The organism is Streptomyces sp. NPDC046349 (assembly GCF_055587885.1).
Genome location: NZ_JBVJFK010000006.1, coordinates 17,514 through 44,426 on the forward strand (window position 1 = coordinate 17,514; position 26,913 = coordinate 44,426).

Below are 26,913 nucleotides of genomic sequence, written 5' to 3' on the forward strand. Positions count from 1 at the left end.
GGTACTTCCCGGCGGTAGCCGGGGGAGGCGGTCGGCCCAGTCCCACGGGCCGACCGCCTCGCCCCGTTCAGCCGCTCGGCCGTCAGGCGGGGGCTCGGACGGCCGGGCTGACGACCCATTCGCCGCGCCGCATGACGCCCTTGAGGTCGAAGGCGGCGTCCAGCACGACGAGGTCCGCGTACTTGCCGGGCTCCAGCGAGCCGATCTCGTCGTACAGGCCGATCAGCTTGGCCGGGTTTGCGGAGATCGCCTGGACGACGGACTCCACCGGCAGCTTGTCGAGGGTCACCGAGCGCTTGAAGGCGGTGTCCAGGGTGAGCGTCGAGCCGGCGATGGAACCGCCCTCGACGAGGCGGGCCACACCGCCCTTGACCTCGACCTCCAGCGGGCCGAGGTGGTAGGTCCCGTCGCCGAATCCGGCCGCGTCCATGGCGTCGGTGATCAGTGCCACGCGGTGTGCGCCCGCGTGGTGGAAGGCCAGCTCCAGGGCGGCGGGGTGCAGGTGGGTGCCGTCGTTGATGAGCTCGACGGTGATCCGCTCGTCCTCCAGCAGGGCGGCGATGGGGCCGGGCTCGCGGTGCGCGAGCGCGGGCATCGCGTTGAAGAGGTGGGTGGCCACGGTCGCGCCCGCGTCGATGGCGGCGCGTGTCTGCTCGTAACTGGCGTCGGTGTGCCCGATCGCGGCGATGACCCCGTGCTCGGCCAGCAGCCGGACGGAGTCCAGGCCGCCGGGCAGTTCGGTGGCCAGGGTGAACATGCGGGCGGCGCCGTGGGCGGCGTCGATGAGCTTGCGGACCTCGGCCGGGTCGGGGTCGCGGAGCAGGTCCTCCTTGTGGGCGCCCTTGCGGCAGGCGTTGATGAACGGCCCCTCGAAGTGGATGCCGGCGATCTCGCCCGCCTGCGTCAGCTCGGCCAGCAGCCCGGCCCGCCGGGCGAGTTCGTCCAGGTCGCCGGTGACGGTGGAGGCGACCAGGGTGGTGGTGCCGTGCGCGCGGTGGGTGCGCACGCCCTGGAGGACGTCCTCAGCGGTGCCGGAGGTGAACGAGGCGCCGCCGCCGCCGTGGTTGTGCATGTCGACGAAGCCGGGGACGATCCAGTGCCCGGTCAGGTCGACGATCTCGGCGCCCTCGCGGGCGCTGCCGGCGATGCGGTCGCCGTCGACGATGATCCGGCCGCCCGCCACGGTCCCGGTGGGCAGCACCACCCTGGCGCCGGAGAGAACAGTGCTGTGTGCGCTTCCGGACATCAGGCCGGTACCTCCGTGGCGAGTAGGTCCCAGGCGAGCAGCCCTGCGCCCAGGCAGCCGGCGGTGTCCCCGAGGGCCGCCGGCACGATGTGGGGGAGCCGCTGGAACGTCACGCGCTCCTCCACGGCCTTCCGTAGTGGTGTGAACAAGGTTTCCCCCGCCTCGGCGAGCCCGCCACCGATGATCAGCGTGCGCGGGTCCAGCAGGGTGATCGCGGTGACCAGCCCGTCGGCGAGGGCCCTCACGGCCGCCAGCCAGACCTCGCGGGCGCGCGCGTCGCCGGATTCGACGGCCTTGGCGCAGTCGGCGGCGTCGGCCCCGGGGTCGCCGGAGGCGGCGGCCCAGGCGCGGCTGACGGCGGCGGCGGACGCGAGGGTCTCCAGGCAGCCGCGCTGGCCGCAGCCGCAGTGGGGGCCGCCGGGGCGGACCACGATGTGCCCGATCTCGCCCGCGTACCCGTGGGCGCCGGCCTCGATGCGGCCGGCGATGCCGATGGCGCCGGCGATGCCGGTGCCGAGCGGGACGAAGAGGAAGCGGTCGGCGCCCCGGCCGGCGCCGATGCGGCCTTCCGCGAGCCCGCCCGTGCGCACGTCGTGGCCGAGGGCCACCGGGATACCGCCGAGGCGCCCGGTGAGCAGGGCGCGCAGCGGTACGTCGCGCCAGCCGAGGTTCGCCGCGTAGACGGCGATCCCGTTGTCGGCGTCGACGATGCCGGGGACGGCGACGCCGGCGGCCGAGGCGGCCCGCCCGAAGCGCTCCCGGCCGGTGGCGAGGAGTTCGGCGGCGAAGTCCTGGATCGTCTCGACGACGGCGTCGGGGCCCCGCTCGCGGCCGGTGGCGCGGCGCGCTTCGTGCAGCAGGGTGCCGTCGTCGGCGACGAGGGCGGCCTTCATCCCGGTGCCGCCCACATCGAGGGCGATGACGTGTTTCACGGGTTTCACAGAGACAGTCTCGCGTGCTCGGCGGGGAAAGGTCTAGTCCATTGAGAGGGATTGTTGAGTGGCCATACAAATCGGGCGCCCTGGTGGGGGGCCTGATGTGGACGAGCCGCCAAAGTGGTGTAGACCTTACGTGGATCGTACGTACAACAAGGGGTGGATCGATACCTGTGAAGGGCCGTTACCAGAGCCTGGCCGCGTCCGGCGCCGCGCTGTGCCTGACCGCCGTGACGCTGACGGGCTGCGGAGCCATCGGCGGACTCACCGGAGACAACGAGGTGACCCTGCGGGTCGTGGCGGCCGACTACGGGGACAATCCGCAGAACTCCTCGTCGGCCTACTGGAAGGGAGTCGCCGAGGGCTTCCAGAAGGACCACCCCGGCATCAAGGTCGAGGTCGACGTCTACTCGTGGTCCGAGGTCGACGCCAAGGTCGCCGAGATGGTCAAGGCCGGCAAGGCCCCCGACATAGCCCAGATCGGCGCCTACGCCGACTACGCCGCCGCCGGCAAGCTGTACTCCACGGCCGAGCTGCTCTCGGTGAAGACCGAGGCCGACTTCCTCGCCCCGCTCGCGGACGCCGGGAAGGTCAAGCAGACGCAGTACGGCATGCCCTTCGTCTCCAGCACCCGGCTGCTCTTCTACAACGAGAAGCTGCTGGCCGACGCGGGCGTGATCGGCAAGGACGCCAAGGGATGGCAGCCGAAGAGCTGGGCCGACCTGGAGGCCGCGGCCAAGAAGCTCAAGGGCGCCGGCGTCCCCACCCCCTTCGCACTGCCGCTGGGCCGCGAGGAGGCGCAGGCCGAGACGATGATGTGGATGCTCGCGGGCGGCGGCGGCTACACCGACAACGAGGAGGGCTACTCCATCGACTCCGCCGACAACGTCAAGTCGCTGGAGTTCCTGCGCGACAAGATGGTCGGCCAGGGGCTCACCGGGCCGGTCGAGCCGGCCAAGCTGGACCGTCAGGCCGCCTTCGAGGCCTTCACCAAGGGCGAGGTCGGCATGCTCAACGGCCACCCGACGCTGATGAAGCAGGCCGAGGCCAAGGGCGTGAAGTACGGCATGGTGCCGCTGCCGGCGTCCGACGGCTCCCCGCAGCCGGCGATGGGCGTCGCGGACTGGGTCATGGCCTTCAAGAACGGCCACCGCGAGCAGTCCGGGAAATTCCTGGACTACCTGTACCAGCCCAAGAACGTGACGGCCTTCACGGAGAAGTACGGCCTGCTGCCCGCCACCACGACCGGCTTCCAGGCGAAGCAGGCCGCCACGAACGGTTCCGCGGCCCAGCTGAAGCCCTTCCTGGCGGCGCTGCCCAGCTCGCGGCTCTACCCGGTCGGCAAGAAGTCCTGGGCGGGCGTCAGCGAGGACATCAAGCAGAAGATCGGCACGGCCGTCCAGCCCGGCGGACAGCCCGCCAAGGTGCTGGAGGAGATCGCCACCGCGGCGCGCGCGGCGGACAAGGACTGACCGGGGCGCCGTCGTCTGTCGGACGGCGGCGTTAATCTGGCGGTATGACGGACGAGGGGCAGCTGACGGCCACGGAGGCCGCGGTGCTCGCGTACGAGGGACGCACCTGGCCGGGGCCCGGAGCCAAGGAACGGGCCATACGGGAAGGACTGGGGATGACCCCCGTCCGCTACTACCAGCTGCTCAACGCCCTCATGGACGACCCGCGGGCGCTGGCTCACGCCCCGGGCACCGTCAACCGGCTGCGCAGGATCCGCGAGGCCCAGCGAGCCCGGCGATAGCCGTAGCCGTCGACCCGCCGGGCCGTTAGGGTCGTGGCTATGGGGAGCCATCCGCACGATCTGCCGATGCCCGTCACCGCAGCCGGACGCGAGGGACTCGAAGCCCTGCTCCGCGCACCCCGCCGGTCCGTGGTCGCCCTGGACTTCGACGGCACTCTCGCCGACATCGTCCCGGACCCGGACCAGGCCCGGGCACATTCCGAAGCCGTTCCCGCGCTCTCGGCGCTCGCCCCCGAGGTCGACTCGGTGGCGGTGGTCACCGGGCGGCCCGCGGGCGTCGCCGTCCGCTACGGCGGCTTCGCCGGGGTGCCCGGACTGGAACACCTCGTCGTCCTCGGCCACTACGGCGCCGAACGCTGGGACGCCGTGACCGGCATAGTCCACGCCCCCGCCGAGCACCCCGGGGTGGCGGCGGTACGGGCCGAGCTGCCCGGGTTCCTGGACTCCATCGGGGCCTGGCGCGGCACCTGGATCGAGGAGAAGGGCCGGGCGCTCGCCGTCCACACCCGGCGGGCCGAGGACCCGGCGGCGGCCTTCGCGGCCCTGCGCGAACCCCTGACGGAGCTGGCCGCCCGGCACGGGCTGATGGTCGAGCCGGGGCGGGCGGTGCTGGAGCTGAGGCCCCCGGGCATGGACAAGGGCGTGGCCCTGACGGAGTTCCTGGCGGAGCGGGACGCGGAGACCGTGCTGTACGCCGGGGACGACCTCGGTGACCTCGCCGCGTTCTCGGCCGTCGAGAAGCGCAGGGCCGACGGGCTGCCGGGGCTGCTGGTGTGCAGCGGCTCGGCCGAGGTCCCCGAGCTCGCCGCCCGCGCCGACCTGGTCCTGCCGGGCCCGGGCGCCGTCGCTTCCTTCCTGGCCTCCCTGGCCGCGGCCCTCCGGCGCTGACGGCGTTCGCGGGCGGGCCGCCGCTGCCGGGGCCCGCCCCCGGACCCCCGCGCCTCGATCGCAGCCGGGGCTGATGTCCGGCGTCCGAGGAGCGGGGTCCGGGCCGGAGCGCCGGTAGTTGATCAGGCCAGGGCCGCGAGCTGGGCCTCGAACCAGGCCGCGGGCGGAAGGGCCGTCGCGGCCGCCGCCATCCGCTTGGTGCGCTCCGCACGCTCGGCGGCCGGCATGGCCAGCGCGGTGTGGAGGGCCTCCGCCGTCTGCGAGACGTCGAACGGGTTCACCGTCAGCGCGTCCTCGCGGAGCTCCTCGTACGCCCCCGCCCCGGTGGACAGCACCACCGCGCAGCCCGCCTCGGACAGCACCGGGATCTCCTTGGCCACCAGGTTCATCCCGTCCCGCACCGGGTTCACCAGTGCCACGTCCGCCATCCGGTACACCGCCAGTGACCGCGCGAAGTCGTCCTTCACCGACACCAGCACCGGCTGCCAGTCCTCCGTGCCGAACTCCGCGTTGATCTCCGCGGCCAGCTCCGAGACGGCCGCCGTGTAGTCGCGGTACACCTTCAGGTCCTGCCGCGACGGGTACGCCGACGCCAGGTGCACCACCCGGCCGCGCCACTCGGGATGGACCGTCAGCAGCTCCCGGTAGGCCAGCAGGCCCCGCAGGATGTTCTTCGACAGCTCGGTCCGGTCCACTCGGGCGATCGTCCTGCGGCCCGCGACCTCCGCCCGCAACTCCGCCAGCTTCGCGTCCACCTCCGGCCGGCGCGCCAGAGCCCGCAGTTCGTCGGCGTCCACGCCCAGCGGATACACGGCCACGTCCGTCCGCTTGTGGCGGACCGGACTCGACGGGTTCTTCTGGACGTACCTCGCCTTCGACGGCTCCACCCCGGCCGCGAACTTCGGCTCGGCGACGCCCCGTTCGTCGTCCAGGTGCGCGCCCCCCATGAAGGAGTGCGCCCAGGCCCATGTGTGGAAGCCGACCACGTCCGCGCCGAGCATCCCCCACATCAGCTCGCTGCGGATGTCGTCGGGCAGCATCCGCAGGAACTCCTCCGAGGCCCACGGCGTGTGCGTGAAGTGCGCGATCCGCAGGTCCGGCCGCAGCTCCCGCAACTGACCCGGCACGAGCGCCAGGTGGTAGTCCTGCACCAGCACGTGGGCCCCCTGCCCGGCCTCGTCGGCGAGGGCGCGCGCGAACGCCTCGTTGTACGCGACGTACGAGGCCCACCGGCGCCGGAACTCCGCGTCGAAGACCGGCTCGCGCGGCACGTCGTACAGATGGTGGTGGGTGAACCACAGCACAGAGTTCGCGATGCCGTTGTACGCGTCGTCATACATCGTGGGATCGATGTCCAACATCCGGACGCCCGGCTCGGAGACGTCCCGGCGGACCGCCTCCCGGTCCGCGTCCGACAGGGCCGCACAGATCCACAATGCCCCGGGCTGCTCCGCGAGGGCCGCCGAGAGTCCGGAGACGAGACCACCCCCGCCGCGCCGGGCGCTGAGCGTGCCGTCGTCGGAGAGGGCGTAGGAGAGCGGGCCGCGGTTCGCCGCGACGAGTACCTGAGAAGCCATGCGGCGAACCTAGCCCGGCCCGCGCTCGCTCAAACGTATGGACACGTCACGCCACGCGGCGCCGTCCGTACTCCTTCACGCCCAGCATCGGCGGCCGCTCCTCGGTGTCCACGGCGTACGTGTGCGGCACGAAGCCCTCCGGGCCCCGCTCGAACTGCGTCAGCTCCGGCCGTACGAGGTGCCCGCGAGAGAGCCGTACCTGGGCCGTGCGGTAGATCGCCGCGGCCATCCGTCCCAGCGCCTGTCCGCCCTGATGGCGGTGGAGGCGCACGCCCACGTCCACCTGGGCCAGCGCGTCCAGCCCGACGGTGTGCAGCGCGTCGACCAGCAGGCCGAGCTCGACCCCGTAGCCGACGGGGAACGGCAGCCGCTCCAGCAGGGAGCGCCGTACGGCGTACTCGCCGCCCAGCGGCTGGACGAAGCCGGCCAGCTGCGGCCAGTGCAGGTTCAGCAGCGGGCGGGCGACCAGCTCGGTGACCCGTCCGCCCTGGCCGGGGGCGTCCCCGAGGGGCCGGTCGTACATCGCCTTGACGAACTGCACGCCGGGGTCGGTGAGCAGCGGGCCCACGATCCCGGAGACGAAGGAGGCAGAGAAGTCCCGCAGGTCGGCGTCGACGAAGCAGACGATGTCGCCGGTGGTGGCCAGCAGCGAGCGCCACAGCACCTCGCCCTTGCCGGGCAGCGCCGGGATCCTGGGCAGGATCTCGTCGCGGTGCACCACCCGGGCGCCGGCCTTCGCCGCGACCTCGGCGGTCCGGTCGGCCGAGCCCGAGTCGACCACGACCAGCTCGTCCACGAGCGGGACCGGCAGTCCCTCGATCAGCTCACGCCGGATGACCTCGACGATCGCGCCGACCGTGGCCTCCTCGTCCAGCGCGGGCAGCACCACGCTGACCGTGGTCCCGGCCGCCCGTTTGAGGTCGAGCAGCTGGTCGAGCGGTCGGTCGGCGGCGGACCAGGAGCGGTCGGCCAGCCAGCGCTCCACCTCTTCCAGCACCCTCAGCACTCCCTGCTCGTCGGCGTTATGGGCCGTTATGCGATCCATCTCGCGTTTCGGACGGCTGTCTCAACCGCCCGTCCCTTCGGTTACAGTCTTGAACAACGCGAAGGACCACCGCATGCCGGGGTCCCCCGCGTACAAACGCACCGGCGCGCCACAGAGCGCGTGTGCCGGTGCCATACCGCTCATCCAGAGGGGCAGAGGGACACGGCCCGTTGAAGCCCCGGCAACCCTCCAGTCGGTTCTCGCGATCGCGCAGCAGCGCTCGTCAGCGAGGTCCCCGGCTAGGGAAGGTGCCAATTCCGTCTCATGGCGAAATGCGCCATGGGGAAGATGAGGAGAAAGGGCCTCGCCATCATGGCTGCACAGACTGTCGCCACCTCTGTCGATCTCGGACCTGCCACGGGCCTTTCCTGTCGCGAGTGCGGTACCCGCTTCGAGCTCGGCCCCATCTTCGCGTGCGCCGAGTGCTTCGGACCTCTGGAAGTCGCCTACGAGCTCCCCACCGGTGACCCCGAGGCCCTGCGCGCCGCGATCGAGGCCGGCCCCAACAACATCTGGCGCTACGCGCCGCTGCTGCCCGTCCCCGCGGACGTGGCGTCGAAGCCGAGCCTGAACCCCGGCTTCACCAAGCTCGTCGACGCGGCCAACCTGGCCAAGGAGCTGGGCGTCACCGGCAAGCTGTACGTCAAGGACGACTCCGGCAACCCGACGCACTCCTTCAAGGACCGCGTCGTGGCCATCGCCGTCGAGGCCGCCCGCGCCTTCGGCTTCACCACCCTCTCGTGCTCCTCCACCGGCAACCTCGCCGGCGCCGTCGGCGCCGCGGCGGCCCGGGCCGGCTTCCGCTCCTGCGTGTTCATCCCGCACGACCTGGAGCAGGGCAAGGTCGTCATGGCCGGTGTGTACGGCGGCGACCTGGTCGGCATCGAGGGCAACTACGACGACGTCAACCGCTTCTGCTCCGAGCTCATCGGCGACCCGCTGGGCGAGGGCTGGGGCTTCGTCAACGTCAACCTGCGCCCGTACTACGGCGAAGGCTCCAAGACCCTGGCGTACGAGATCTGCGAGCAGCTCGGCTGGCAGCTGCCGGACCAGATCGTCATCCCGATCGCGTCCGGTTCGCAGCTGACGAAGATCGACAAGGGCCTGCAGGAACTCATCAGGCTCGGCCTCGTCGAGGACAAGCCGTACAAGATCTTCGGTGCCCAGGCCGAGGGCTGCTCCCCGGTGTCGACCGCCTTCAAGGCCGGCCACGACGTGGTCCGCCCGCAGAAGCCGAACACCATCGCCAAGTCGCTCGCCATCGGAAACCCGGCGGACGGCCCGTACGTCCTGGACATCGCGCGCCGCACCGGCGGTTTCGTGGAGGACGTGAACGACGAGCAGGTCGTCGAGGCCATCAAGATCCTCGCGCAGACCGAGGGCATCTTCGCCGAGACCGCGGGCGGCGTGACCGTCGGCGTGACGAAGAAGCTCATCGAGAACGGGCAGCTCGACCCGACGCTGACCACCGTCGTCCTCAACACCGGCGACGGCCTCAAGACCCTGGAGGCGGTGGCCGCGGACAGCGGGCAGACCGCCACCATCCGCCCCAGCCTGGACGCGTTCCGCGCCGCCGGCCTGGCCTGACCATCCTCCACGTACTACCGGAAAGGCAGTAGCGCCATGAGCGTCAACGTCCGCATCCCCACCATCCTGCGCACCTACACCGGCGGTCAGGCCGAGGTCCCGGCCGAGGGTGCGACCCTCGCCGAGGTCATCGAGTCCCTGGAGGAGAACCACCCGGGCATCGCCGCGCGCGTCCTGGACGACCAGGGCAAGCTCCGCCGCTTCGTGAACGTCTACGTCAACGACGATGACGTGCGCTTCGAGGGCGGGCTCGAGGCGGTGACGCCGGACGGCGCCGGCGTCTCGATCATTCCGGCCGTCGCGGGCGGCTGCTGACCCACCCGGTAAACCGAAATTACCCCCTCCGCTAAAAAGCGGAGGGGGTAATTCTGTTTGATTGGGCACGGTAGAGTTGGGGAAGTCCCCTCCGCTGGACTTGCCCGCCGCATATGAACGGGTCGCGTGAGGGTCGACATCGGGTCAATGTGCAGGTGCGGTATGGGGCTTTGGCGAAATTTGCCCGGCCCGAGTTGCCCTGGAATCTGCCAAATTTTCACTCTATTTCAATGTTTCTCGGTGTCCAGATTTCTCGTCGGATTGACCTGTTGCAGACAGCACTCGCGCAGATACATTCAGCCTCGGTCGAAGCGTTCCGACGCAAGTTCTGACCCGGGAACGCGAAGTGCGTTCCCGCGCAAGGGCCAGTAATAGGGGAGTTAGGCATGGCTCAGGGCACCGTCAAGTGGTTCAACGCGGAGAAGGGCTACGGCTTCATCGCGGTCGACGGTGGTGCGGATGTGTTCGTCCACTACAGCGCCATCCAGATGGACGGGTACCGCACCCTTGAAGAGGGTCAGCGGGTCGAGTTCGAGATCTCACAGGGCCAGAAGGGTCCGCAGGCGGACATGGTCAAGCTCGCGCTCGGCTAGTCCCGGAGCATCGACCACCGACGCTCGGTCTTCCGTCGAAGACCCGGAAGACCTACGAGGGGCCCACATCCCGGACACGGGATGTGGGCCCCTCGCGTGTCACCTGGGCCTTCGTCGAAGCCGCTTGCACTCCAGGGGGTCGAGTGCTAATCATTGGCGTTAGCACTCTACGAGTGAGAGTGCTACTGAAACGAGGACCGGGTCGGTGAGGCCCGCAGGGTCCGGTGGGAAGGAACCGCCGGGCACGCAGGCCGTCCGTCGCGGGCGCGGGCGCGGTCCTGGGAGCAATCCACCGCTGTCCGGGAGGACCACTTCAGATGGCCAAGATCATTGCGTTCGACGAGGAGGCCCGCCGCGGCCTCGAGCGTGGGATGAACCAGCTCGCCGACGCCGTCAAGGTCACCCTTGGCCCCAAGGGTCGCAACGTCGTCCTTGAGAAGAAGTGGGGCGCCCCCACGATCACCAACGATGGTGTCTCCATCGCCAAGGAGATCGAGCTCGAGGACCCGTACGAGAAGATCGGCGCCGAGCTGGTCAAGGAAGTCGCCAAGAAGACGGACGACGTCGCCGGCGACGGTACGACCACCGCCACCGTCCTGGCCCAGGCGCTCGTCCGTGAGGGCCTGCGCAACGTGGCCGCCGGCGCCAACCCGATGGCCCTCAAGCGTGGTATCGAGAAGGCCGTCGAGGCCGTCTCCGCCGCCCTGCTCGCCCAGGCCAAGGACGTCGAGACCAAGGAGCAGATCGCTTCGACGGCCTCCATCTCCGCCGCCGACACCCAGATCGGCGAGCTCATCGCCGAGGCCATGGACAAGGTCGGCAAGGAAGGCGTCATCACCGTCGAGGAGTCCCAGACCTTCGGTCTGGAGCTGGAGCTCACCGAGGGTATGCGCTTCGACAAGGGCTACATCTCGGCGTACTTCGCCACCGACATGGAGCGCATGGAGTCGTCCCTCGACGACCCGTACATCCTGATCGTCAACTCCAAGATCGGCTCGGTCAAGGACCTGCTGCCGCTCCTGGAGAAGGTCATGCAGTCCGGCAAGCCGCTGCTGATCATCGCCGAGGACGTCGAGGGCGAGGCCCTGTCGACCCTGGTCGTCAACAAGATCCGCGGCACCTTCAAGTCCGTCGCCGTCAAGGCCCCGGGCTTCGGCGACCGCCGCAAGGCCATGCTCGGCGACATCGCCATCCTCACGGGCGGCACGGTCATCTCCGAGGAGGTCGGCCTCAAGCTGGAGAACGCCGGTCTCGACCTGCTCGGCCGCGCCCGCAAGGTCGTCATCACCAAGGACGAGACCACCATCGTCGACGGTGCCGGTGACAGCGACCAGGTCGCCGGTCGCGTGAACCAGATCCGCGCCGAGATCGAGAACTCCGACTCGGACTACGACCGCGAGAAGCTCCAGGAGCGCCTCGCGAAGCTGGCCGGCGGCGTGGCCGTCATCAAGGCCGGTGCCGCGACCGAGGTGGAGCTCAAGGAGCGCAAGCACCGCATCGAGGACGCCGTGCGCAACGCGAAGGCGGCCGTCGAGGAGGGCATCGTCGCCGGTGGTGGCGTGGCCCTGCTGCAGGCCTCCGCGGTCTTCGAGAAGCTGGAGCTCGAGGGTGACGAGGCGACCGGCGCCAACGCCGTGAAGCTCGCCCTGGAGGCCCCGCTCAAGCAGATCGCCGTCAACGGTGGTCTCGAGGGCGGCGTCGTCGTCGAGAAGGTGCGCAACCTTCCGATCGGCCACGGCCTGAACGCCGCGACCGGCGAGTACGTCGACATGATCGCCGAGGGCATCATCGACCCGGCGAAGGTCACGCGCTCCGCGCTGCAGAACGCCGCGTCGATCGCCGCGCTGTTCCTGACCACCGAGGCCGTCATCGCCGACAAGCCGGAGAAGGCTGCGGCCGCTCCGGGCGGCATGCCGGGCGGTGACATGGACTTCTGATCGACCTGGTGGTTGATCGGCTGTTCTCGAACGAGGGCGGCACCCCCGCGGGGGTGCCGCCCTCGGGCGTTCCCGGGCCGGGAAAACCGCTGGCCGGGGTGGGTGGGGGCGTGTGAACGTACGGCCATGGGGAACTTCGTCGCATATCCCGTGCTGCGCACCACCGATCCCGCCGAGGCGTACGCGAAGGCGCGACATCTGTGCGCGCTGCTCGCCACGCGGTACGAGCACGTGTACGTGGGGGCCGAGCTGTGGACGGTCGAGGACCTGCGGCGGATGGCCGGGCTGCTGCCGGAGGCGGTCTACGACCATGTGGAGAGCCGCAGAGACCCTGTGACGGGTGAGCCCCTCTACTCCGGCATGGACGGGCGGGCGGCCGCTGACGCGGAGCTGGCGGGGGAGGTGCCGCTCTGGTTCTGCCAGGAGGAGCTGCCGGGCGGGGTTCGCGACGAGGACTTCGTGCATGCCGTGGGGGCCGGGCCGGCCTCCGTGCGGTGGGAGGGCTGCTGGCCCGACGAGCCCGAGCTGGGCTCGCACGCCTCACCCGCCTACGACGGCGTGCAGCTGGTCCTCAACAGCGACGCATGCGAATGGTACGGGCAGGTCACCGGCGTCCGCACGCTGTACGTCCACGTGACCGAGCACGGCGACCCGGGCCGGGCCGAGCGGCTCGCCGCCGCGATCGGCGGAGCCGTGCTGGGCGAGCCGGAGCAGGGCTGAGGGCGGGGTGGGGAGTTCGCGTGCGTACCCCGTATACCGGTCCGACGACCTCGCCGAGGCGTACCGGCGGGCCCGACTGCTGGTGGGGCGGATGAAGCAGATCGACCCGGAGATGTGGCTGTGCGCGCAGACGCACACCGTCGCGCAGGCCCGTGGATTGGCGGCGTTCCTTCCGACGGGGCTGTTCGAGCCGTCCTACGACTGGTCCTCGGACGTCTGGTACACCGGCGCGGAACTGCCCCGCGACGACCTGGAGCTGGCGGCCGTCCTGCCGCTGACCGTCGACTCGTACGCGGCTCCCGGTCCGGTCGAGGGCGCGTTCCTGCGGGTGGTGGGCGACGGCGCGGCCACGTTGCTCTGGCGCGGGGCCTGGCCATTCGTCCCCGAGATACCGTCCCACTCGGACGACCCGACCAACCAGCGTGTGGAGCTGGACGTCAACGGTGAGCATCCCGACGGCCCGCACACCGTCTACGTGCACTTCCGGTCCGCCGACGAGGCGGGTGCGGCGCATCTCGCCGCGGCGATCGGCGGGTCGGTGCTGGGGCCCGTACAGGTGGGCCGCTGACGCCGGTACGCGGGCGGGTCCGCATAGGCTGGACGCATGGCTGACCTCTTCGTCAAGATCTGCGGGCTCAGGACCGCGCCGGACGTCGACGCCGCGGTGGCGGCCGGGGCGGATGCCGTCGGGTTCGTGTTCGCGCCGGGCAGCCCCCGTACGGTCGGCGCCGCCACCGCGCGCGAGCTGGCGGCCCGGGTGCCGGCCACGGTGCTGACCGTGGGGGTGTTCCGCGGGCAGTCCGTCGAGGAGGTGCGCCGGTTCGCCGAGGAGAGCGGCGTACGGGGCGTGCAGCTGCACGGTGAGGAGGGCCCCCAGGACTTCGCGGCGTTGCGTGCCGAGGGCCGCACCCTGCTGCGGGCCACCGCCGGGCGCGTGGAGCGCTGCGGTGAGTACGGCGAGGACCTGCTGCTGCTCGACGCCCCCGACCCGGGCTCCGGCAGGCCGTGGAACTGGGGGGCGGCGGACTTCACCGCGCCCGAGGGACGGTGGCTGCTGGCCGGCGGGCTGCACCCGGACAACGTGCGCGAGGCGCTCGCGGCCACCGGGGCGTGGGGCGTGGATGTGTCCAGTGGCGTGGAGCGGGAACGAGGTGTGAAGTCGCCGGAGTTGATCCGCGCCTTCATCGAGGCGGCCCGCGGCTGAACCGCGACGCCGACGCCGATGCCGGCGCCGATGCCGATGCTGCCGACTCTGCCGGTGTCGGCCCCGGCGCGCTGCCGCAGGCGTGAGCGCGTCGGCCGTGGCAACAACGCCGGTGTTGCCACGGCTGCGCATGGGATGCGGCGGACGGGGCATCCGGGCGGTGAGGACGGTTCGTCGTTCAGGAGGTGGCTGCGGTGCGCCGTACGAAGGTGCTGGACTCCTTTCCCGCCGGTGACCCTTACGGCAGTTGGCCCGCCGAGGAGTACGCGGCCAGGTGCCGGGAACGGGGGCGGCGGGTGACGGTCGTGATGGACCTCGACAGGGACGCCTTCCTCGTCGTTGCCCTCGACGCGGACGCGCCGCAGGAGGCGGCGGCATGAAGACCTGCGTCAGGAGGCCGCGCGCCAGACCGTCATGTCGGCCCTGATCCAGCTGGGGTCCTTCGACAGCCCGGGGGCCGACTTGATGCCGATGACGAACAGCGCGATGTCGCCGGACGGGTGCTTGACGCAGACCTCGCTGCCTGCCGCCATGACGTGCAGCGTCAGGTCGTTCTCCCTGGCGGACGCCAGCTCCTCGCGGCACGTCTCGAGGTTGCCGGTGCCCGCCTTTTGAGGCATGGAGAACACGCTCGCGTCGCTCTCCATCTTGCAGCCGCTGGCCAGCCCGCACTTCATCCGGATGTCTCCCGTGCGGTCGCCGTCCTCGTGCTGGACGGGCTCCTTGATGCTGATCGAGTTCTTCTCGTTCAGCATCAGCCCGGGGTAGGGGAGGGGCTTGGGCGGCTGGGACGCGTTCGGCGTGGGGGTGGGCGTGGGGCCGTTCTGCGGTGTCAGGGCGGCCGACGTGACTGCGGCCGCCTCACGTTCGGCCGCCCGGTCCGTCATGTCCATGAGCTTCCAGCCCAGGCCCCCCAGCGTCAGCGCACCTGTCACCGCTGCCACGGTGGCGAACCGCGCGGTCCGTCGCCGCTTGAGGTCGGCGGCCGCCGCTGCCGACGCGGCCCCGGCGGAGGACGTCGCCGGCGCCGCGGCTCCCGCGGGGGCGGCCGCGAGGTGCCCGGATGCCGCCGAAGCCGCCGCGGTCGCTGAGCCTGTCGAACCCGCCGAGGTGGCTTCACCCGAGGCCGGCAGTGGAGCGGCGGGCCGGGCGACCGGAGCCGGTACCTCCTCGTCCAGGCCGACCACCTCCCGCCAGACGGCCGGTCCGCCGCCGGCGGTGGCCTCCTCGCCCAGGTACGCGCGGCACCACGCGAGGATCTCCGCCGGGGTGGCCCGCTCCTCCGGTTCGGTGGCCAGGCACAGCGCGAACAGCGGGCGCAGCGGCTTGGGCAGCTGGGTCAGGTCGGGCTTGGAGTGCACGATCCGGAACAGCACGGTCATGGACGGCCCGTCCCCGTACAGCGGCTTGCCCAGCGCCGCGAACGCAGCCGTCTGGCCCAGTGCGAAGACATCGGTGGCGGGCGTGGTCCGGCCCGCCAGACCCTGTTCGGGAGCCATGTACTGGGGTGTGCCGATGGTGTTGCCCGTGGCGGTGGCCGTCAGGCCGGAGGCCTGCGAGATGCCGAAGTCGATCACCCGGGGGCCGTCGGCGGCCAGCAGCACGTTCGACGGCTTCAGGTCGCGGTGGACGATGCCCGCGCCGTGGACGGCCGCGAGGGCCTCGGCGACGCCGGCCATCAGCCACACGACCGCCGCGTCGGGCAGCGGCCCGCGCCGGGCGACGGCCTCCGACAGCGAGGGACCGGACACGTAGACGGTGGCCAGCCACGGCGGGGTCGCCTCCGCGTCGGCGTCGATCAGCTCGGCCGTGTAGGCGCCCCGGACCCGGCGGGCGGCCTCCACCTCCCGGCGGAAGCGCCGCCGGAAGGTCGGGTCCTCGGCCAGCTCGGGATGGACCACCTTGATCGCGACGGGGCGGCCGCCCCGGGTGTGGGACAGGTACACCCGGCCCATGCCGCCCGACCCGAGCCGTGCGGCGAGGCGGTAGCCGCCCACGGTCTGCGGATCGTCAGTCCGCAGCGGCTGGAACGCCTCGGTCGCGCCGTTCATCGGTCTCCCCCCGATCCCCCCGTGACCAACCGGTGAGTTGATCCACGTAACCCTAAGCGCCGGGCAGGGACGGGGCGGTGCCGGGGAGCGGCTGCGGCGCGGGCGGGCCGTGCCGGAGGCGTTCCCGGTCAGTCCGCCGTGTCGAAGGAGGACACACCGCCGTCCTCCTGGATGGACTCCACACCGGGGATGACGTGCAGGGCCGCGACCTGGCCGGGGCTGAGGCGGGCGGAGAAGCCGTGCAGCGCGGTGCGGTAGACGTAGTCCGGGGAGGCCCCGACCATCCGGGCCACCGTCGCCGGATCGAAGCCCTGGTGCACGGTGACGATGTACGGGGCTTCGTCGCCGACGGTCGCACGGGCCATGGGCGTGGCCACGGCGGCGGTGGCCGTGGCCGCGGCCACGGGGAGGGCGGTGACGGCGGCCAGTGCGGCGGCGGCCGCGACCACGGGCAGGGCTCGGCTCAGGAGGATGCGCATGGGGGGAGGCCATCACGCGCCGCGGTGCGGGTCAACGACGTCCGGGGGTGTGGCGGGCGCACGGGCGGCGCACCGGCCGTGCGCCCCCTGGGGTGGCGGCGGCCCGTACGGGTGATGCCGCCGGGGCGGCCACCGGCCGCGCGGGCCGGAGCACGACCGTGACGGCACAGCGGGGCAACCCCGTGTGCATCCGCGCCGCGCGCCGCGGCGGCGCGCCTCCCTCGACGGCCCGGGCCCGCCCACAGGTGGCGGGCCGTCGGCGGTCTCGAAGACTTCCGCCCACGGTCACACGTACGGGTGGACTTTTCCGGATCTTCCCCGGCGGTCGGCCTTCGGATGACCGCCATGGAGCCGCCGGAGGATGACCCTTTCTGCACCGTGCGCGACGGGCCCTCCCCGGCGGAGTCCGTCGCTGGGCCAGGCGGAGGGCGGGCGGCTCAAGTCCTCGGCGGGGCGGGCCCGATGTACGGGAGGGCCGCGCCCGGCGGGCATCCACCGGTTGACGCGGATCCCCCCACGCCGATCCACACGCACTTCAGGGAGTTCTCTCGATGCGTCTGCTCGCCGCACGCCTGACCACGGCCGCCGTGCTCACGTTGACTTCCGTGGCGGCCGGTACGGCCTCCGCCGCCGGACCGGAGCCCAGCCCGGCGCCGTTGATCACCTCGACGAACGCCATCGCCGGCAGCTACATCGTCACCCTCGCCAAGTCCGTCGATGCCGCGAAGGTCGCGGAGTCCGTGGGCGTGACGGCGAAGTTCACGTACGAGACGGCGCTGAACGGCTTCGCCGCACCCCTCACCGAGAAGCAGCTGAAGATCGTCCGGCACACCCGCGGCGTGCTGTCCGTGGCGCAGGACGGGCAGGTGACCGGTCCGCCGGCGCCGCCGAGCGGGATCACCACCAAGGCGCCCTCGAACTCCTGGGGCCTGGACCGCATCGACCAGCGGTTCCTGCCGCTCGACAACGGGTTCAGCCCCAACACCAGCGGCCAGGGCGTGACCGCGTACATCCTCGACAGCGGGATCGACTACCGCCACCCCGAGTTCGGCGGCCGGGCGCGCCCCGGCTTCGACGCCATCGGGGACGGCCGCAACGGCCAGGACTGCCACGGCCACGGCACGCACGTCGCGGGCACGGTCGGCGGCACGAATGTCGGCGTGGCGCACAAGGTGAACCTCGTCAGCGTCCGCGTCCTCGGCTGTGACAGCAGGGGTTCCTGGTCGGGGATCATCGCGGGCCTGGACTGGGTGGCCGCGAACGCCCAGCAGCCGGCCGTCCTGAACGGCTCCCTGGGCGGGGACCGCCTCGAGCCGGTCAACAACGCCACCGCCGCGCTGTTCGACCGGGGCGTACTGCCGATCGTCGCGGCCGGCAACGACAACCGGGACGCCCGCTTCGTCTCGCCGGCCTCCACCCCGAACGCGGTGACCGTCGGCGCCACCAACCGCTTCGACCAGGAGACCGACTTCTCCAACTGGGGCGAGCTCCTCGATCTCTACGCCCCCGGCCAGGACATCATCTCCGCGCGGATCGGCGGCGGCACGGTGTCCCTCAACGGGACCTCCATGGCCGCCCCGCACGTCACCGGGGTGGCCGCCCTCTACAAGGCCGTGCACCCCGATGCCCGTCCGGCCGAGGTGGCGAACTTCCTGAAGAACGAGGCCACCGAGGACGTCATCCAGAACCTCAGCGACAACGGCCCCGACAAGCTGCTGTTCACCAGCGGCCTGTGACCGGGACCCGCTGACCGACCGGCCCCCTTGCGGGCGCGGCCGGCCTCCGTCTCCTCGGTCTGCACCGGACCTGACGCCGGCCGAGGAGACGCCCGTCGCGCAGGCCCGGAACCCGGACTGTCGGACGGGTGACTGTCCCTCGGACGACCGCTGTTCCTGGAACAGCGCGGTGTTCCATCCCGGCCCCGTGCGCCGGGAACACCTCCCACCGGACCGGGACAGCAGACGCGTGTCGTGCACGGTCCGCCGCGGGGCATGCAGGCCCCGGCCGTCGGGCCACCCCCTAGGCTGCACGTGAGGGGGATCATGAACAACAGCACACTCATGGGCGCGCGTTGGGTGCCGCGCGCCCTGTTCGTATCCGGTACGGCCGGCGCCGCCGTGACCGCCCTGTACCTGATTCTGCTGAGCCGGTCGGCCTTCGTCGACTGGACCCGCGGCCGCGGCTGGCTGCTGCTGCTCACCCCCGCCCTCGGGGTCCTCGCGTACGTACTGCTGGCGCGCGGGCGCGGCGGCTCCCGGGGCGCGGGGATCCGCTGGGTGGCGGCGGCCGTCGCGCTCGCCGCGCTGTGGCCGGCCTGGCAGGGGTACGTGTGGATGCGCGGCCCGCAGGCGTACGTGTGGACCTGGTGGCAGCGGGAGAACCCGGAGTCGGCCCGGCCGATCGGCGCCTGGCACCTCCCGGGGACGGGGCTCGTACGGGCCCGCACCGACGGGTTGCGCATCTACGACGGTGGGGGCCGCTCGGCCGGAGGGCGGGCCGCCCCCGAGGGCGTTGCCTTCTGCGCCCTGAGCCGGGCCATCGCGCAGGACGTGGGCCTGGTCGCAGCTGCCCGCATGCCCGGCGGCTGCGGCACGCGGGTCTCGGCCGTGGACCTGCGCCAGGACGAGGAACTGTGGGCCAAGGACCTTCCGGCGGCTCCCGTCCCGGACGGGGACACGCCGCCCGTGGCGGTCGTGGAGGCGACTGCCGTCGCCGTGGCGGACGGTGCCCTCCTCGGCCTGGACCTGCGCAGCGGCGAGGAACGCTGGCGGGCGCCGGTTCCGGCCGGCTGCCGGGCGCGCGCCCTCGACGGCGCTGCCGGCCGGGTCCTGTACGTCGAGGACTGCCCGGGCGCCGGCACGGCCCGGCTGACCTCGCTGGACGCGCGGACCGGCACCCTCGCCTGGCAGACGCCGCTGCGGAGTCCTTCGGGTGAGCTGCGGATGCTGTCGGCGCGCCCGATCGCGCTGCGCGCGGGGGATGCGGTGCGGCTGTTCGACGACGCGGGGCGCGAGCGCGGCGCGGTGCCGGTGGCGGGCCCGCAGGAGGACCTCCTCGCGGAACCGGGACCGCTGGTCGGCGGTGACCTGCTGGTCCTCCCGGTGAAGGGCAGGGTCCCGGGGATCTCCGCCTACTCCCTGCTGGACGGCCGCCGCGTCTGGCACGCCGGGCTCGACGGGGCCACGGTCCTCGGTCTGGCGAAGGGCCGCGCCCCGGGCGGGGTCGACGTGCTGACGTCGACCGCCGCGCGGACACACCTGTGGCACCTGGACGGCGTCACGGGCAGGCCGAAGGCCGAGCCGACGATCCTGCGGGACGTCCCGCTGGGCCGCCGGTTCGAGATCTACCCGACGGGGGCCGAGGGCTACACCTTCGTGAACCTGGACCCGGCCGGTGAACTGCCGTCGTACGTAGCCCTGAAACGGGTCAGAGGCTGGTGACGAACGCCTTCCAGGCGGGCCCGCGGAAGGTGAGGTGGGGGCCGTCCGTCACCTTGGAGTCCCGGACGGGAACCGTGACGCTGCCGCTGGGCCCGCTGTGGGTGGACTTCGGCCAGGTGGCCATCTCCAGGCAGTTGCCGCCGTCGCCAGCGCTGTAGCTCGATTTGTGCCAGGTGGCCGCTGCGAGGTCGTACTCAGGCGTGCTCATCATGGTCGTAATCCTCCGCCACGGATTCGATCAGGGCCAGTGATTCCCGAGGTGGTAGCGAGCTGGCCGTGAGCAGATCGTAGGTCAGCGTGCGCTGGTTGACGGTGGCTGGATCGTCCAGCAGCAGTCCCGTCTCCAGGCCTTCAACGTAGACGAGGGGCGGAGCGTCGTCGAATGCCATCAGCCTGAGTGGGCCGCCAAGCACGGCATGTGCCCCGGCGGTGAACGGGATCACCTGGAGGATGATCCGGTGGCACTGGGCCAAGGCCGCGAGATGGCGCAGAGCGTCCGCCATCACCTGTCGACTGCCGACCTCCCGTCGTAGAACTGCCTCGTCAAGGACGGTCCACAACAGTGGGGTTGTTGGATCTTGTAGCAGTGCGGCGCGAGCCATTCGGTTCGTCACCAGCTCGTCGATGGCCTCTTCCGTAGCCGTTGGCTGGTACGCCCGGAAGACGGCACGCGCGTACGGTTCGGTCTGCAGCAGCCCGGGGATGATCAGGGGCGCGTACTCGCGGATGGCCTTCGCCAGAGCCTCCGCTTCGGCCGCGGCGGCGAAGTGGTCCGGATACTTGGACTTGGCCGCCGCGCCGCAGTTGCGGGCGAAGAAGCCGTTCGCGTCGAGGATGTCGTCGATCTGGCGGGCGAATTCGATGTGCATCCGCCGTGTGCCCGCCTCGAGCTGGCCGATGAACGAGCCGCTCACGAAAAGCGGTTCGCCCAACTCGGCCTGGCTCATCCCCGCCCGCTCGCGCGCCACGCGCAGTTCGGCGCCGAGCAGGGCGCGGGGTGAGGAGGAGGGATCGAGGTTCTTACCTGCCATGGCAACTCCCGGGCCAACAGGTGGGGTTGTTCTCGGTGCTTCCTTGAAAGGCTAGCCAGCCCATCGCCACGCTGTGTGCAGAACGAGACCACCCAGCGTAGAAAGGCGCAGTACATGGTGCTCACGCCCACGGAACGGATCCAGGCGGCCGAAGAGGCCGTACGGGAACTGAAGGAGGCCCTCGACGGGGTCGGTGTCGTCTTTCCCTCCCTGGGCGTGGAACGGGTCTCGGCGGCCGGTATGTACGGGCTGCCGTTGGTCGACCTGGGCCGCTGCAACCTCGACACCGCGCTCCGGCTGGCCGCCGTGCTCCACGAGCGGGCCCATCCGTGAGCGAGTGCGACCGGGACCGGGAGCGGGCTCGGTGCGAGGCCGCCCTGGAGGGCTTCTTCGAAGTGGCGCAGAGCTGGGAGTTCGAGCTGGCCTGGAAGCTGTGCTGGCTGGAGAAGGACTTCGCCGACGCGGGGTGGAGGGGCGGGCCGCCCGGCGATCCGTGGCAGGGTGCGATCCGGGGGGAGCGCGGGCTGCTGACGGCGGCCGACCGGGGGCCGTACGTCGGCTGCCCGGTGGACGCCCCGACGGCCGGCGGGGCCGACGATGCGGAAGCCTGAGGGTCGCACCGCCCGTTCGACGGTGGCATACGGATCAGTTGGATCCGTATGCCTGGAGGATCCTCGGCGAACGTGCCATCGAGGTGCACGGCCTACTCGCCCGGAGGGGTGATCATCGGCGCGCGTCGCTTTCCGACCTGCTGACGCTACGACAGCCGAGCGTCATGGGGTGGTGGGTGGTCCTCCACTGCGGCGCCGACCACGACGGCATCGCGGGGGTCACGGGGCGGTCTGTCGAGTGTGGGTGGTGGATCAGGGGTTCGTCCCCCGGGGGGTGGGGTCGGTGCGCAGGCGGGCGTGGAGGTGTTCGTCGTGCCAGCCGTCCGCGTGGAGGAGGGCGCCTCGCATGGTGCCCTCCAGGGGGAAGCCGGCCTTCGTCGCGATGGCGCAGGAGGCCGGGTTGGCCACGGAGTGGGTGATGCGTACGCGGTGCAGGCCGAGGTCGTCGAAGGCCCAGCGGGTCAGGCGGTCGGTGGCCTTCGCCGTGACGCCGGTGCCGCGCCCGGCGGGCAGCAGCCAGTAGACGATCTCGCCGCTGCCGCCCGCCAGGTCGATGTCGGCCAGGCCGATCAGGCCGACGGCCCGGCCGCCTTCGGGGGCGATGGCCCAGGTTCCGGCCTTCTCGGCCGTCCAGCGTTCGTGCCAGAGGGCGATCCGGGCCTGCGCGCCGGGCAGGTCCAGCCGGCTCGGGCGGTTCCAGTGCCGGATGTCCGGGTCGTCGTGGGCCGCGACGAGCGTGGGGGCGTCGTACGGGGTCCAGGGGCGCAGCAGCATCCCGCCCCGGAGGGCGAGTTCCGGCTGGGCGAGTGCGGCCATCCGGCCGGCCGGGACCACGGGAGGTATCGAATCGATCATGGTCCGATCATTCCCGCTGCCTCGCGGAGGCGCACCGTGGCCGGTGGGCGTTGGGGGAGTCCGAGGCGAACAGCCGGCTGCCCGGGTGTTCCGGGGCCGTTGGGCCCCACAGCCCTTACCTGTCGACGGCGCCGGTCACGCGATTCCAGTCGTCCAGCTCTGCGGTTCGGGCTTGCAGCGCGGTGCGCATGCCGGTGGCGCTGGAGGTGCCGAGTGCCAGGCGCAGCGGGGGATTGGGGCTGTCGACCGCCGTTCGGATGCCTTCGGCGATCCGGGCTGCGGAGGAGAACGCGGATGCGGGCAGTTCTCCGATGGCCTTCCGGACCTCGCGAACGGTCCGGTCGTAGTCGTCGAGGCCGGCCGCGACGTCGAGGTTGGACAGGAAGGGAGTGGCGGTCATTCCGGGCTGGATGATCGTGACCTTGATGCCGAGCGGTGCGACCTCGGCCACCAGCGCGTCCGACAGTCCCTCGACCGCGTGCTTGGTCGCGGCCAGCAGCCCCACGCCGGGATGGGCGGACTGCCCATAGACCGACGAGCCCTGAAGGACGTGTCCGGATCGCTGGGCGCGGAGTACCGGCAGCGTCGCGCGGAGCACGTTGAGCACCCCGAAGACGTTGGTGTCGAACACGGCGCGGGCCTGCGCGTCGGAGGCTTCCTCGACGGCTCCGAAGAGTCCGTAGCCGGCGTTGTTGGCCACCACGTCGATACGGCCGAACCGTCTGAGCGTGCGCTCCACCGCTTCCTGGACGGCCTGCTCGTCACGTACGTCCGCGGGGATGAGGAGCAGGCGGTCGCCGTGTGCTCCGGCCAGTTCGTCCAGGGGAGCGGTATCACGGGCGAGCGCCGAGACGACGTCCCCGCTCTCCAGTGCCTGGAGGGTCAGTTCGCGGCCGATGCCGGAGCTTGCGCCGGTGATGAGCCATGTGCGGGGGGCGTTCTGATGGTTCGACATCTCATTCATGTTGCGACCGTAAGCCGATAGCTCATAACCAGTCAAGCGAACCGGCGCTCTTCGTTGCCTGTTAGAGGCTTTAGAAGCTATTTCTGCTGGTGTAGGGTGGGACGATGAGCAGCGCTGCAGCCGGATCGGCGAAACCCAGCCCGCGCACCGTCATGCCGACGGTGGAGACCGTGCTCGCGTTCGTGAACACGCGCGCGGACGGGGCCGGACGGCGGGAGCTGTTCGCAGACGGGGGCGCGTTCGCGGCGTGGCTCGCGGAGCACGACGAGTTCGGCGGAGAGACCGTGGCGACCGATGCCGATGCCGCGGCCGCGCGCGAGCTGCGTGACGCCCTGGTGACCCTGCTGCTCGCGCACTCAGGTGATGAGGAGTGTCTCGGCGAGCCGCTGAGGCACGCCGAGCAGCACCTGCGGCGCGCGGGTGCGCTCTACCCGCTGGCGACGGTGGTGACGACCGGTGGCGTGAAGCTGGTGTCGCCGCAGGCAGGGGTGCCCCGAGTGTTCGGGACCGTGCTGGCCGCGGTGACGGCCTTCGCGCAGACCGGCGACTGGGGGCGTGTCAAGGCGTGCCGCAATCCGCCGTGCCATTTCGGTTTCTTCGACCGAACCCGCAACGGGGCAGGGCTGTACTGCAGTACCGGCTGCGGTTCCCAGGTGTCCATGCGCAGCTACCGCCGGCGGCAGCGCCAGGAGAGGGAGGCATCGCCCGAGGCGTGAGAGCGCGCTCCACGGGATCTCCCCGGCAGCCGTGTCCTCGGGTCTGCCACCCCCGTGTTCTCGCTGCTGCTGCTGCCGTCCGTCCGGGAACGGAAGGGGCTCCGTGACCGACCGCTCCGGACGAGACCAGGCCCCCACCCGAAGACCCGACCTCGGCGCAGGCGTCCGCCACCGCGCTCGAACGCCGGGGAGGCGAACTCGCCGGCCGCGGACCCGGCCGGCGAACCTGCGCAAACAGTGGCGGGGCATCGCCGCCCGCTGCGAGGAGACAGCGGCCTTCCCGCCGGCCGGACTGCACATCGCGGCATCTTCATGTGGTCTGCGCGGTGATCCAAACGAAACCCCCTCAGGCGAGGGCCGGAGCCTTCGCCTGGTCGGCGGGGCCGGCGGGGTCCGGGGATGCCGGATCCGGGTCGGTGTTGAGGTCGGTCAGCATCCGGCCGGTGAAGCCGAAGAAGTAGGTGGCGGCGAAGCCCACGAGGTAGCCGGTGAGCAGGCCGCCCGCGTAGATCGCGAGGGTGACGCCCAGGCCGGAGGTGCCGTCCAGCAGCGGAAAGAGGGCCCAGCCGGAGGGGCCGATGGCGGTGGAGCCGAAGGCGATGCCCAGCTGGTTGAAGAGGCCGACGAAGGCGCCGCCGGCCGCGCCGCCGACGCAGGCGGTGACGAACGGGCGGCCGAGGGGCAGGGAGACGCCGTAGATCAGCGGTTCCCCGACGCCGAGGAAGCCGGCGGGGAGAGCCGACTTGATCGTGGCGCGCAGCGAGCCGTTGCGCGGGAGCCGGCAGTGGACGGCGATGGCCGCGCCGACCTGGCCCGCGCCCGCCATGGCGAGGATGGGCAACAGGACGGTGTGGCCGGACTGCTCGATGAGCGTGGTGTGGATGGGGATCAGGGCCTGGTGCAGGCCGAGCATCACCAGCGGGAGGAAGAGACCGCCCAGGACCAGGCCCGCGAACGCGCCGCCGGTGGCGAGCAGCCGGTCGGCGAAGGTGCCGATGGCGGCGGAGGCCTCACCGGCGAGGAACATCAGGCCGAAGAGGGTGACCAGGCCGGGGATCAGGACCGTCAGGGTGGGGGTGACCAGGACGTCCAGGGTCTGGGGGACCAGGCGCCGGCAGCGCTTCTCGACGTACACGGCGAGGAGGGCGGCGGCCAGTGCGCCCAGGACGCCGCCCTGGCCCGGCCTGAGCTCCGTGCCGAAGACAGTGATCTTCGCGACGCCCGGGAAGACGATGATCGCGGCGACCGCGCCGCCCAGGATCGGTGTGCCGCCGAATTCCTTGGCGGTGTTGTGTCCGACGAATACCGCGATCAGCGACATGAAGCCGGACGCGATGGCGGTGAGTGCGGGGACGATGCCGGGGAGCCGGCCCAGGTTCATCAGGAGGCCGCCGAGGCCCGCGATGATCCCGCAGCCGATGAGGGCCGGGATCAGCGGCACGAAGATGTTCGCGATCCGGCGCAGCATCAGCTTGAAGGGGGTGGCGTTGCGTGCCTTCCGGGCCTCCTTCAGGGCCGCGCCCTGGGCGGCCAGTTCGCCGGCGGTGACCGGGTGCGCGGCGGCGTCCGGGGCAGCCGCCGAGCGTCCCTCCTCGACCATCGCCTCGAACTCCGGCGTGACGCGCGCGACGGCGCCCGGGCCGAGCACGATCTGGTACGTGTCGTCCTCCACCACGCCGAGGACCGCCGGGAGGGCCCTCAGGGCCTCGTCCTGGACGCGCGAGCGGTCGCGCAGCGAGAGGCGCAGTCGGGTCATGCAGTGCGCGATCGAGATGACGTTGTCCGGGCCGCCGACCAGGGGGAGGATCGCGGCGGCCGTGGCGCGGTTCGTGTCGGTGGACCGAGTGGGCTCGGTGGGCTCAGTGGACATGTGGTGGTCGCCTTGCCGTAGGGGGTGGGGTCAGCGGGTCCGGGCGTGGGCGAGGGCCGCGCGGAGGTGGCCTCGGGAGGCGGCGAGGAGTTCGGCGGCGGCCGGCCCGTCGAGCTCGCCGAGGACGACGAGGATGGCGTTCTTGACCTCGCCGCCGGTGGCGGTGAGGGCGGCCTCGATCTCCTCGTCGGGGGCGCCGGTGGCCAGGGCCACGATGCGGCGGGCGCGGGCCCGCAGCTTCTCGTTGGAGGACCGCATGTCGACCATGAGGTTCCCGTACGTCTTGCCCAGGCGGATCATGGTGATCGTCGAGATGAGGTTGAGGACGAGCTTCTGCGCGGTGCCGGCCTTGAGGCGGGTGGAGCCGGTGAGCAGTTCGGGGCCGACGACGACCTCGATGCCGTGGTCGGCCGCGGCGGCGAGGGCGGAGCCGGCGTTGCAGGACAGACCGACGGTGAGCGCGCCGCGGGTGCGGGCGGCCTCGACGGCGCCGATCGCGTACGGGGTGCGTCCGGATGCGGAGATGCCGATGACGGTGTCGTCCGGGCCGATGTGCAGCCCTGCGAGGTCCTCGGCGGCCAGCTGCGGGGAGTCCTCGGCGCCCTCGACCGCTCTGACCATGGCGGAGGGGCCGCCCGCGATCAGTCCGACGACGTCGCCCGGGTCGGTGTTGAAGGTGGGCGGGCACTCGGAGGCGTCCAGGACGCCCATCCGGCCGGCCGTGCCGGCGCCGGCGTAGACGAGGCGGCCGCCGCGGGCCATCCGTGCGGCGATCGCGTCGATGGCGGCGGCGATCCGCGGCAGCTGGGCGGCGACGGCGGCCGGGACGGTGGCGTCCTCGGCGTTCATGGTGCGGGCGATGTCGAGGGTGGACAGCCGGTCGATCTCGGCGAGTTCGGGACGGAAGGCCTCAGTGGTCAGCGTCTCCAGCTGGGCGCGGAGTTCGGCGTACGCGGTCATGGCGGGAGCCTCCGGCGGTTCGGCGGTTCGGCGGTTCGGGCGGTGGGTGAGGCCTGCTGCGGTTGGGGCGCTGCGCCGGTCGCCCGGGCGGCGTCGGTGGCTGCCGGGAGGAGCGCGGCAGCGGTCGGCCGTACCC

At 71.9% G+C, this 26,913-nt stretch carries 28 protein-coding genes and 1 riboswitch; of the genes, 16 read left to right on the forward strand and 12 right to left on the reverse strand.

Annotated features, from left to right (window positions below; genetic code table 11):
• Positions 1–82: 82 nt before the first annotated feature.
• Both nagA and ACZ6JS_RS15420 read right to left on the reverse strand, forming a co-directional pair.
• On the reverse strand, positions 83–1,246 hold the full coding sequence (gene nagA, locus ACZ6JS_RS15415; protein ID WP_469298163.1) for an N-acetylglucosamine-6-phosphate deacetylase: 1,164 nt from the start codon (positions 1,244–1,246) through the stop codon (positions 83–85).
• On the reverse strand, positions 1,246–2,178 hold the full coding sequence (locus tag ACZ6JS_RS15420) for an ROK family protein (RefSeq protein ID WP_469298763.1): 933 nt from the start codon (positions 2,176–2,178) through the stop codon (positions 1,246–1,248). The genes nagA and ACZ6JS_RS15420 overlap by 1 nt, the downstream gene beginning before the upstream one ends.
• A gap of 176 nt (positions 2,179–2,354) precedes the next feature.
• Here ACZ6JS_RS15420 and ACZ6JS_RS15425 point away from each other — a divergent pair, with 176 nt between their 5' ends.
• Genes ACZ6JS_RS15425 through otsB form a run of 3 tightly spaced genes read left to right on the forward strand, consistent with a single transcriptional unit; the run spans position 2,355 to position 4,822 of the window.
• On the forward strand, positions 2,355–3,653 hold the full coding sequence (locus tag ACZ6JS_RS15425) for an ABC transporter substrate-binding protein (RefSeq protein ID WP_469298165.1): 1,299 nt from the start codon (positions 2,355–2,357) through the stop codon (positions 3,651–3,653).
• Between the two features lie 44 nt (positions 3,654–3,697).
• Entirely contained in the window at positions 3,698–3,934 is a 237-nt protein-coding gene (locus ACZ6JS_RS15430; protein ID WP_030031449.1) for a DUF3263 domain-containing protein, read from the forward strand.
• Positions 3,935–3,973: 39 nt separating this feature from the next.
• Entirely contained in the window at positions 3,974–4,822 is an 849-nt protein-coding gene (gene otsB, locus ACZ6JS_RS15435; RefSeq protein WP_469298167.1) for a trehalose-phosphatase, read from the forward strand.
• A 122-nt stretch (positions 4,823–4,944) separates the two neighbouring features.
• On the opposite strand, the gene ACZ6JS_RS15440 is transcribed toward otsB, so the two are convergent.
• Both ACZ6JS_RS15440 and ACZ6JS_RS15445 read right to left on the reverse strand, forming a co-directional pair.
• On the reverse strand, positions 4,945–6,399 hold the full coding sequence (locus ACZ6JS_RS15440; RefSeq protein WP_469298168.1) for an alpha,alpha-trehalose-phosphate synthase (UDP-forming): 1,455 nt from the start codon (positions 6,397–6,399) through the stop codon (positions 4,945–4,947).
• 46 nt (positions 6,400–6,445) lie between these two features.
• Positions 6,446–7,396, reverse strand: coding sequence for a glucosyl-3-phosphoglycerate synthase (locus ACZ6JS_RS15445; protein WP_469298765.1), 951 nt, complete (start codon positions 7,394–7,396; stop codon positions 6,446–6,448).
• 185 nt (positions 7,397–7,581) lie between these two features.
• Positions 7,582–7,739: riboswitch (SAM riboswitch) on the forward strand.
• Here ACZ6JS_RS15445 and thrC point away from each other — a divergent pair.
• From thrC to ACZ6JS_RS15485, 8 genes are all read left to right on the forward strand, one after another.
• Entirely contained in the window at positions 7,733–9,031 is a 1,299-nt protein-coding gene (gene thrC, locus ACZ6JS_RS15450; RefSeq protein WP_469298170.1) for a threonine synthase, read from the forward strand. Its footprint overlaps the riboswitch before it by 7 nt.
• 36 nt (positions 9,032–9,067) lie before the next feature.
• Positions 9,068–9,346: a MoaD/ThiS family protein gene (locus ACZ6JS_RS15455; RefSeq protein WP_451926521.1), complete on the forward strand. Its 279-nt coding sequence runs from the start codon at positions 9,068–9,070 to the stop codon at positions 9,344–9,346.
• Positions 9,347–9,732: 386 nt separating this feature from the next.
• Positions 9,733–9,939: a cold-shock protein gene (locus tag ACZ6JS_RS15460; protein WP_030009783.1), complete on the forward strand. Its 207-nt coding sequence runs from the start codon at positions 9,733–9,735 to the stop codon at positions 9,937–9,939.
• Positions 9,940–10,256: 317 nt separating this feature from the next.
• Positions 10,257–11,876, forward strand: coding sequence for a chaperonin GroEL (gene groL / locus ACZ6JS_RS15465; protein WP_030823434.1), 1,620 nt, complete (start codon positions 10,257–10,259; stop codon positions 11,874–11,876).
• 126 nt (positions 11,877–12,002) lie between these two features.
• Entirely contained in the window at positions 12,003–12,596 is a 594-nt protein-coding gene (locus tag ACZ6JS_RS15470; RefSeq protein ID WP_469298172.1) for a hypothetical protein, read from the forward strand.
• Between the two features lie 7 nt (positions 12,597–12,603).
• Positions 12,604–13,164, forward strand: a complete 561-nt coding sequence (locus ACZ6JS_RS15475) for a hypothetical protein (protein ID WP_469298174.1) — start codon at positions 12,604–12,606, stop codon at positions 13,162–13,164.
• A gap of 36 nt (positions 13,165–13,200) precedes the next feature.
• Positions 13,201–13,800 (forward strand): phosphoribosylanthranilate isomerase, encoded by a 600-nt coding sequence (locus ACZ6JS_RS15480; protein WP_469298176.1) that lies wholly within the window; start codon positions 13,201–13,203, stop codon positions 13,798–13,800.
• A 194-nt stretch (positions 13,801–13,994) separates the two neighbouring features.
• Positions 13,995–14,180, forward strand: a complete 186-nt coding sequence (locus tag ACZ6JS_RS15485; protein WP_469298178.1) for a hypothetical protein — start codon at positions 13,995–13,997, stop codon at positions 14,178–14,180.
• Between the two features lie 9 nt (positions 14,181–14,189).
• Here the strand turns inward: ACZ6JS_RS15485 and ACZ6JS_RS15490 are convergent, their stop codons facing one another.
• Positions 14,190–15,851, reverse strand: coding sequence for a serine/threonine-protein kinase (locus tag ACZ6JS_RS15490; RefSeq protein WP_469298181.1), 1,662 nt, complete (start codon positions 15,849–15,851; stop codon positions 14,190–14,192).
• A gap of 128 nt (positions 15,852–15,979) precedes the next feature.
• Positions 15,980–16,330: a protease inhibitor I9 family protein gene (locus ACZ6JS_RS15495; RefSeq protein ID WP_469298183.1), complete on the reverse strand. Its 351-nt coding sequence runs from the start codon at positions 16,328–16,330 to the stop codon at positions 15,980–15,982.
• A 551-nt stretch (positions 16,331–16,881) separates the two neighbouring features.
• Between ACZ6JS_RS15495 and ACZ6JS_RS15500 the strand changes: the two genes are divergently transcribed.
• Positions 16,882–18,066 carry a S8 family peptidase gene (locus ACZ6JS_RS15500; RefSeq protein ID WP_469298185.1) on the forward strand — a complete coding sequence of 395 codons (1,185 nt, stop codon included), beginning with the start codon at positions 16,882–16,884 and terminating at the stop codon, positions 18,064–18,066.
• A 306-nt stretch (positions 18,067–18,372) separates the two neighbouring features.
• On the forward strand, positions 18,373–19,770 hold the full coding sequence (locus ACZ6JS_RS15505; protein WP_469298187.1) for an outer membrane protein assembly factor BamB family protein: 1,398 nt from the start codon (positions 18,373–18,375) through the stop codon (positions 19,768–19,770).
• Here ACZ6JS_RS15505 and ACZ6JS_RS15510 read toward each other — a convergent pair.
• Both ACZ6JS_RS15510 and ACZ6JS_RS15515 read right to left on the reverse strand, forming a co-directional pair.
• Positions 19,757–19,981, reverse strand: coding sequence for a DUF397 domain-containing protein (locus ACZ6JS_RS15510; protein WP_469298189.1), 225 nt, complete (start codon positions 19,979–19,981; stop codon positions 19,757–19,759). The two genes, ACZ6JS_RS15505 and ACZ6JS_RS15510, sit on opposite strands and share 14 nt — an antisense overlap.
• Positions 19,965–20,801 (reverse strand): helix-turn-helix domain-containing protein, encoded by an 837-nt coding sequence (locus tag ACZ6JS_RS15515; protein WP_469298191.1) that lies wholly within the window; start codon positions 20,799–20,801, stop codon positions 19,965–19,967. The genes ACZ6JS_RS15510 and ACZ6JS_RS15515 overlap by 17 nt, the downstream gene beginning before the upstream one ends.
• A 114-nt stretch (positions 20,802–20,915) precedes the next feature.
• On the opposite strand from ACZ6JS_RS15515, the gene ACZ6JS_RS15520 reads away from it, so the two are divergent.
• Together ACZ6JS_RS15520 and ACZ6JS_RS15525 are read left to right on the forward strand one after the other, a co-directional pair.
• Positions 20,916–21,134: a hypothetical protein gene (locus ACZ6JS_RS15520; RefSeq protein ID WP_469298193.1), complete on the forward strand. Its 219-nt coding sequence runs from the start codon at positions 20,916–20,918 to the stop codon at positions 21,132–21,134.
• On the forward strand, positions 21,131–21,412 hold the full coding sequence (locus ACZ6JS_RS15525; RefSeq protein ID WP_469298195.1) for a hypothetical protein: 282 nt from the start codon (positions 21,131–21,133) through the stop codon (positions 21,410–21,412). The genes ACZ6JS_RS15520 and ACZ6JS_RS15525 overlap by 4 nt, the downstream gene beginning before the upstream one ends.
• A 252-nt stretch (positions 21,413–21,664) precedes the next feature.
• Here the strand turns inward: ACZ6JS_RS15525 and ACZ6JS_RS15530 are convergent, their stop codons facing one another.
• Both ACZ6JS_RS15530 and ACZ6JS_RS15535 read right to left on the reverse strand, forming a co-directional pair.
• On the reverse strand, positions 21,665–22,267 hold the full coding sequence (locus ACZ6JS_RS15530) for a GNAT family N-acetyltransferase (RefSeq protein ID WP_469298197.1): 603 nt from the start codon (positions 22,265–22,267) through the stop codon (positions 21,665–21,667).
• A 115-nt stretch (positions 22,268–22,382) separates the two neighbouring features.
• Complete coding sequence (locus ACZ6JS_RS15535; protein ID WP_469298198.1) at positions 22,383–23,231, reverse strand: SDR family NAD(P)-dependent oxidoreductase; 849 nt, start codon at positions 23,229–23,231, stop codon at positions 22,383–22,385.
• Between the two features lie 104 nt (positions 23,232–23,335).
• On the opposite strand from ACZ6JS_RS15535, the gene ACZ6JS_RS15540 reads away from it, so the two are divergent.
• Complete coding sequence (locus ACZ6JS_RS15540) at positions 23,336–23,947, forward strand: CGNR zinc finger domain-containing protein (protein ID WP_469298200.1); 612 nt, start codon at positions 23,336–23,338, stop codon at positions 23,945–23,947.
• Positions 23,948–24,293: 346 nt separating this feature from the next.
• Here ACZ6JS_RS15540 and ACZ6JS_RS15545 read toward each other — a convergent pair whose 3' ends face one another.
• On the reverse strand, positions 24,294–25,817 hold the full coding sequence (locus ACZ6JS_RS15545) for a PTS transporter subunit EIIC (protein WP_469298202.1): 1,524 nt from the start codon (positions 25,815–25,817) through the stop codon (positions 24,294–24,296).
• Positions 25,818–25,847: 30 nt separating this feature from the next.
• Positions 25,848–26,777 carry an N-acetylmuramic acid 6-phosphate etherase gene (gene murQ, locus ACZ6JS_RS15550; protein ID WP_469298204.1) on the reverse strand — a complete coding sequence of 310 codons (930 nt, stop codon included), beginning with the start codon at positions 26,775–26,777 and terminating at the stop codon, positions 25,848–25,850.
• Between the last annotated feature and the right edge of the window lie 136 nt (positions 26,778–26,913).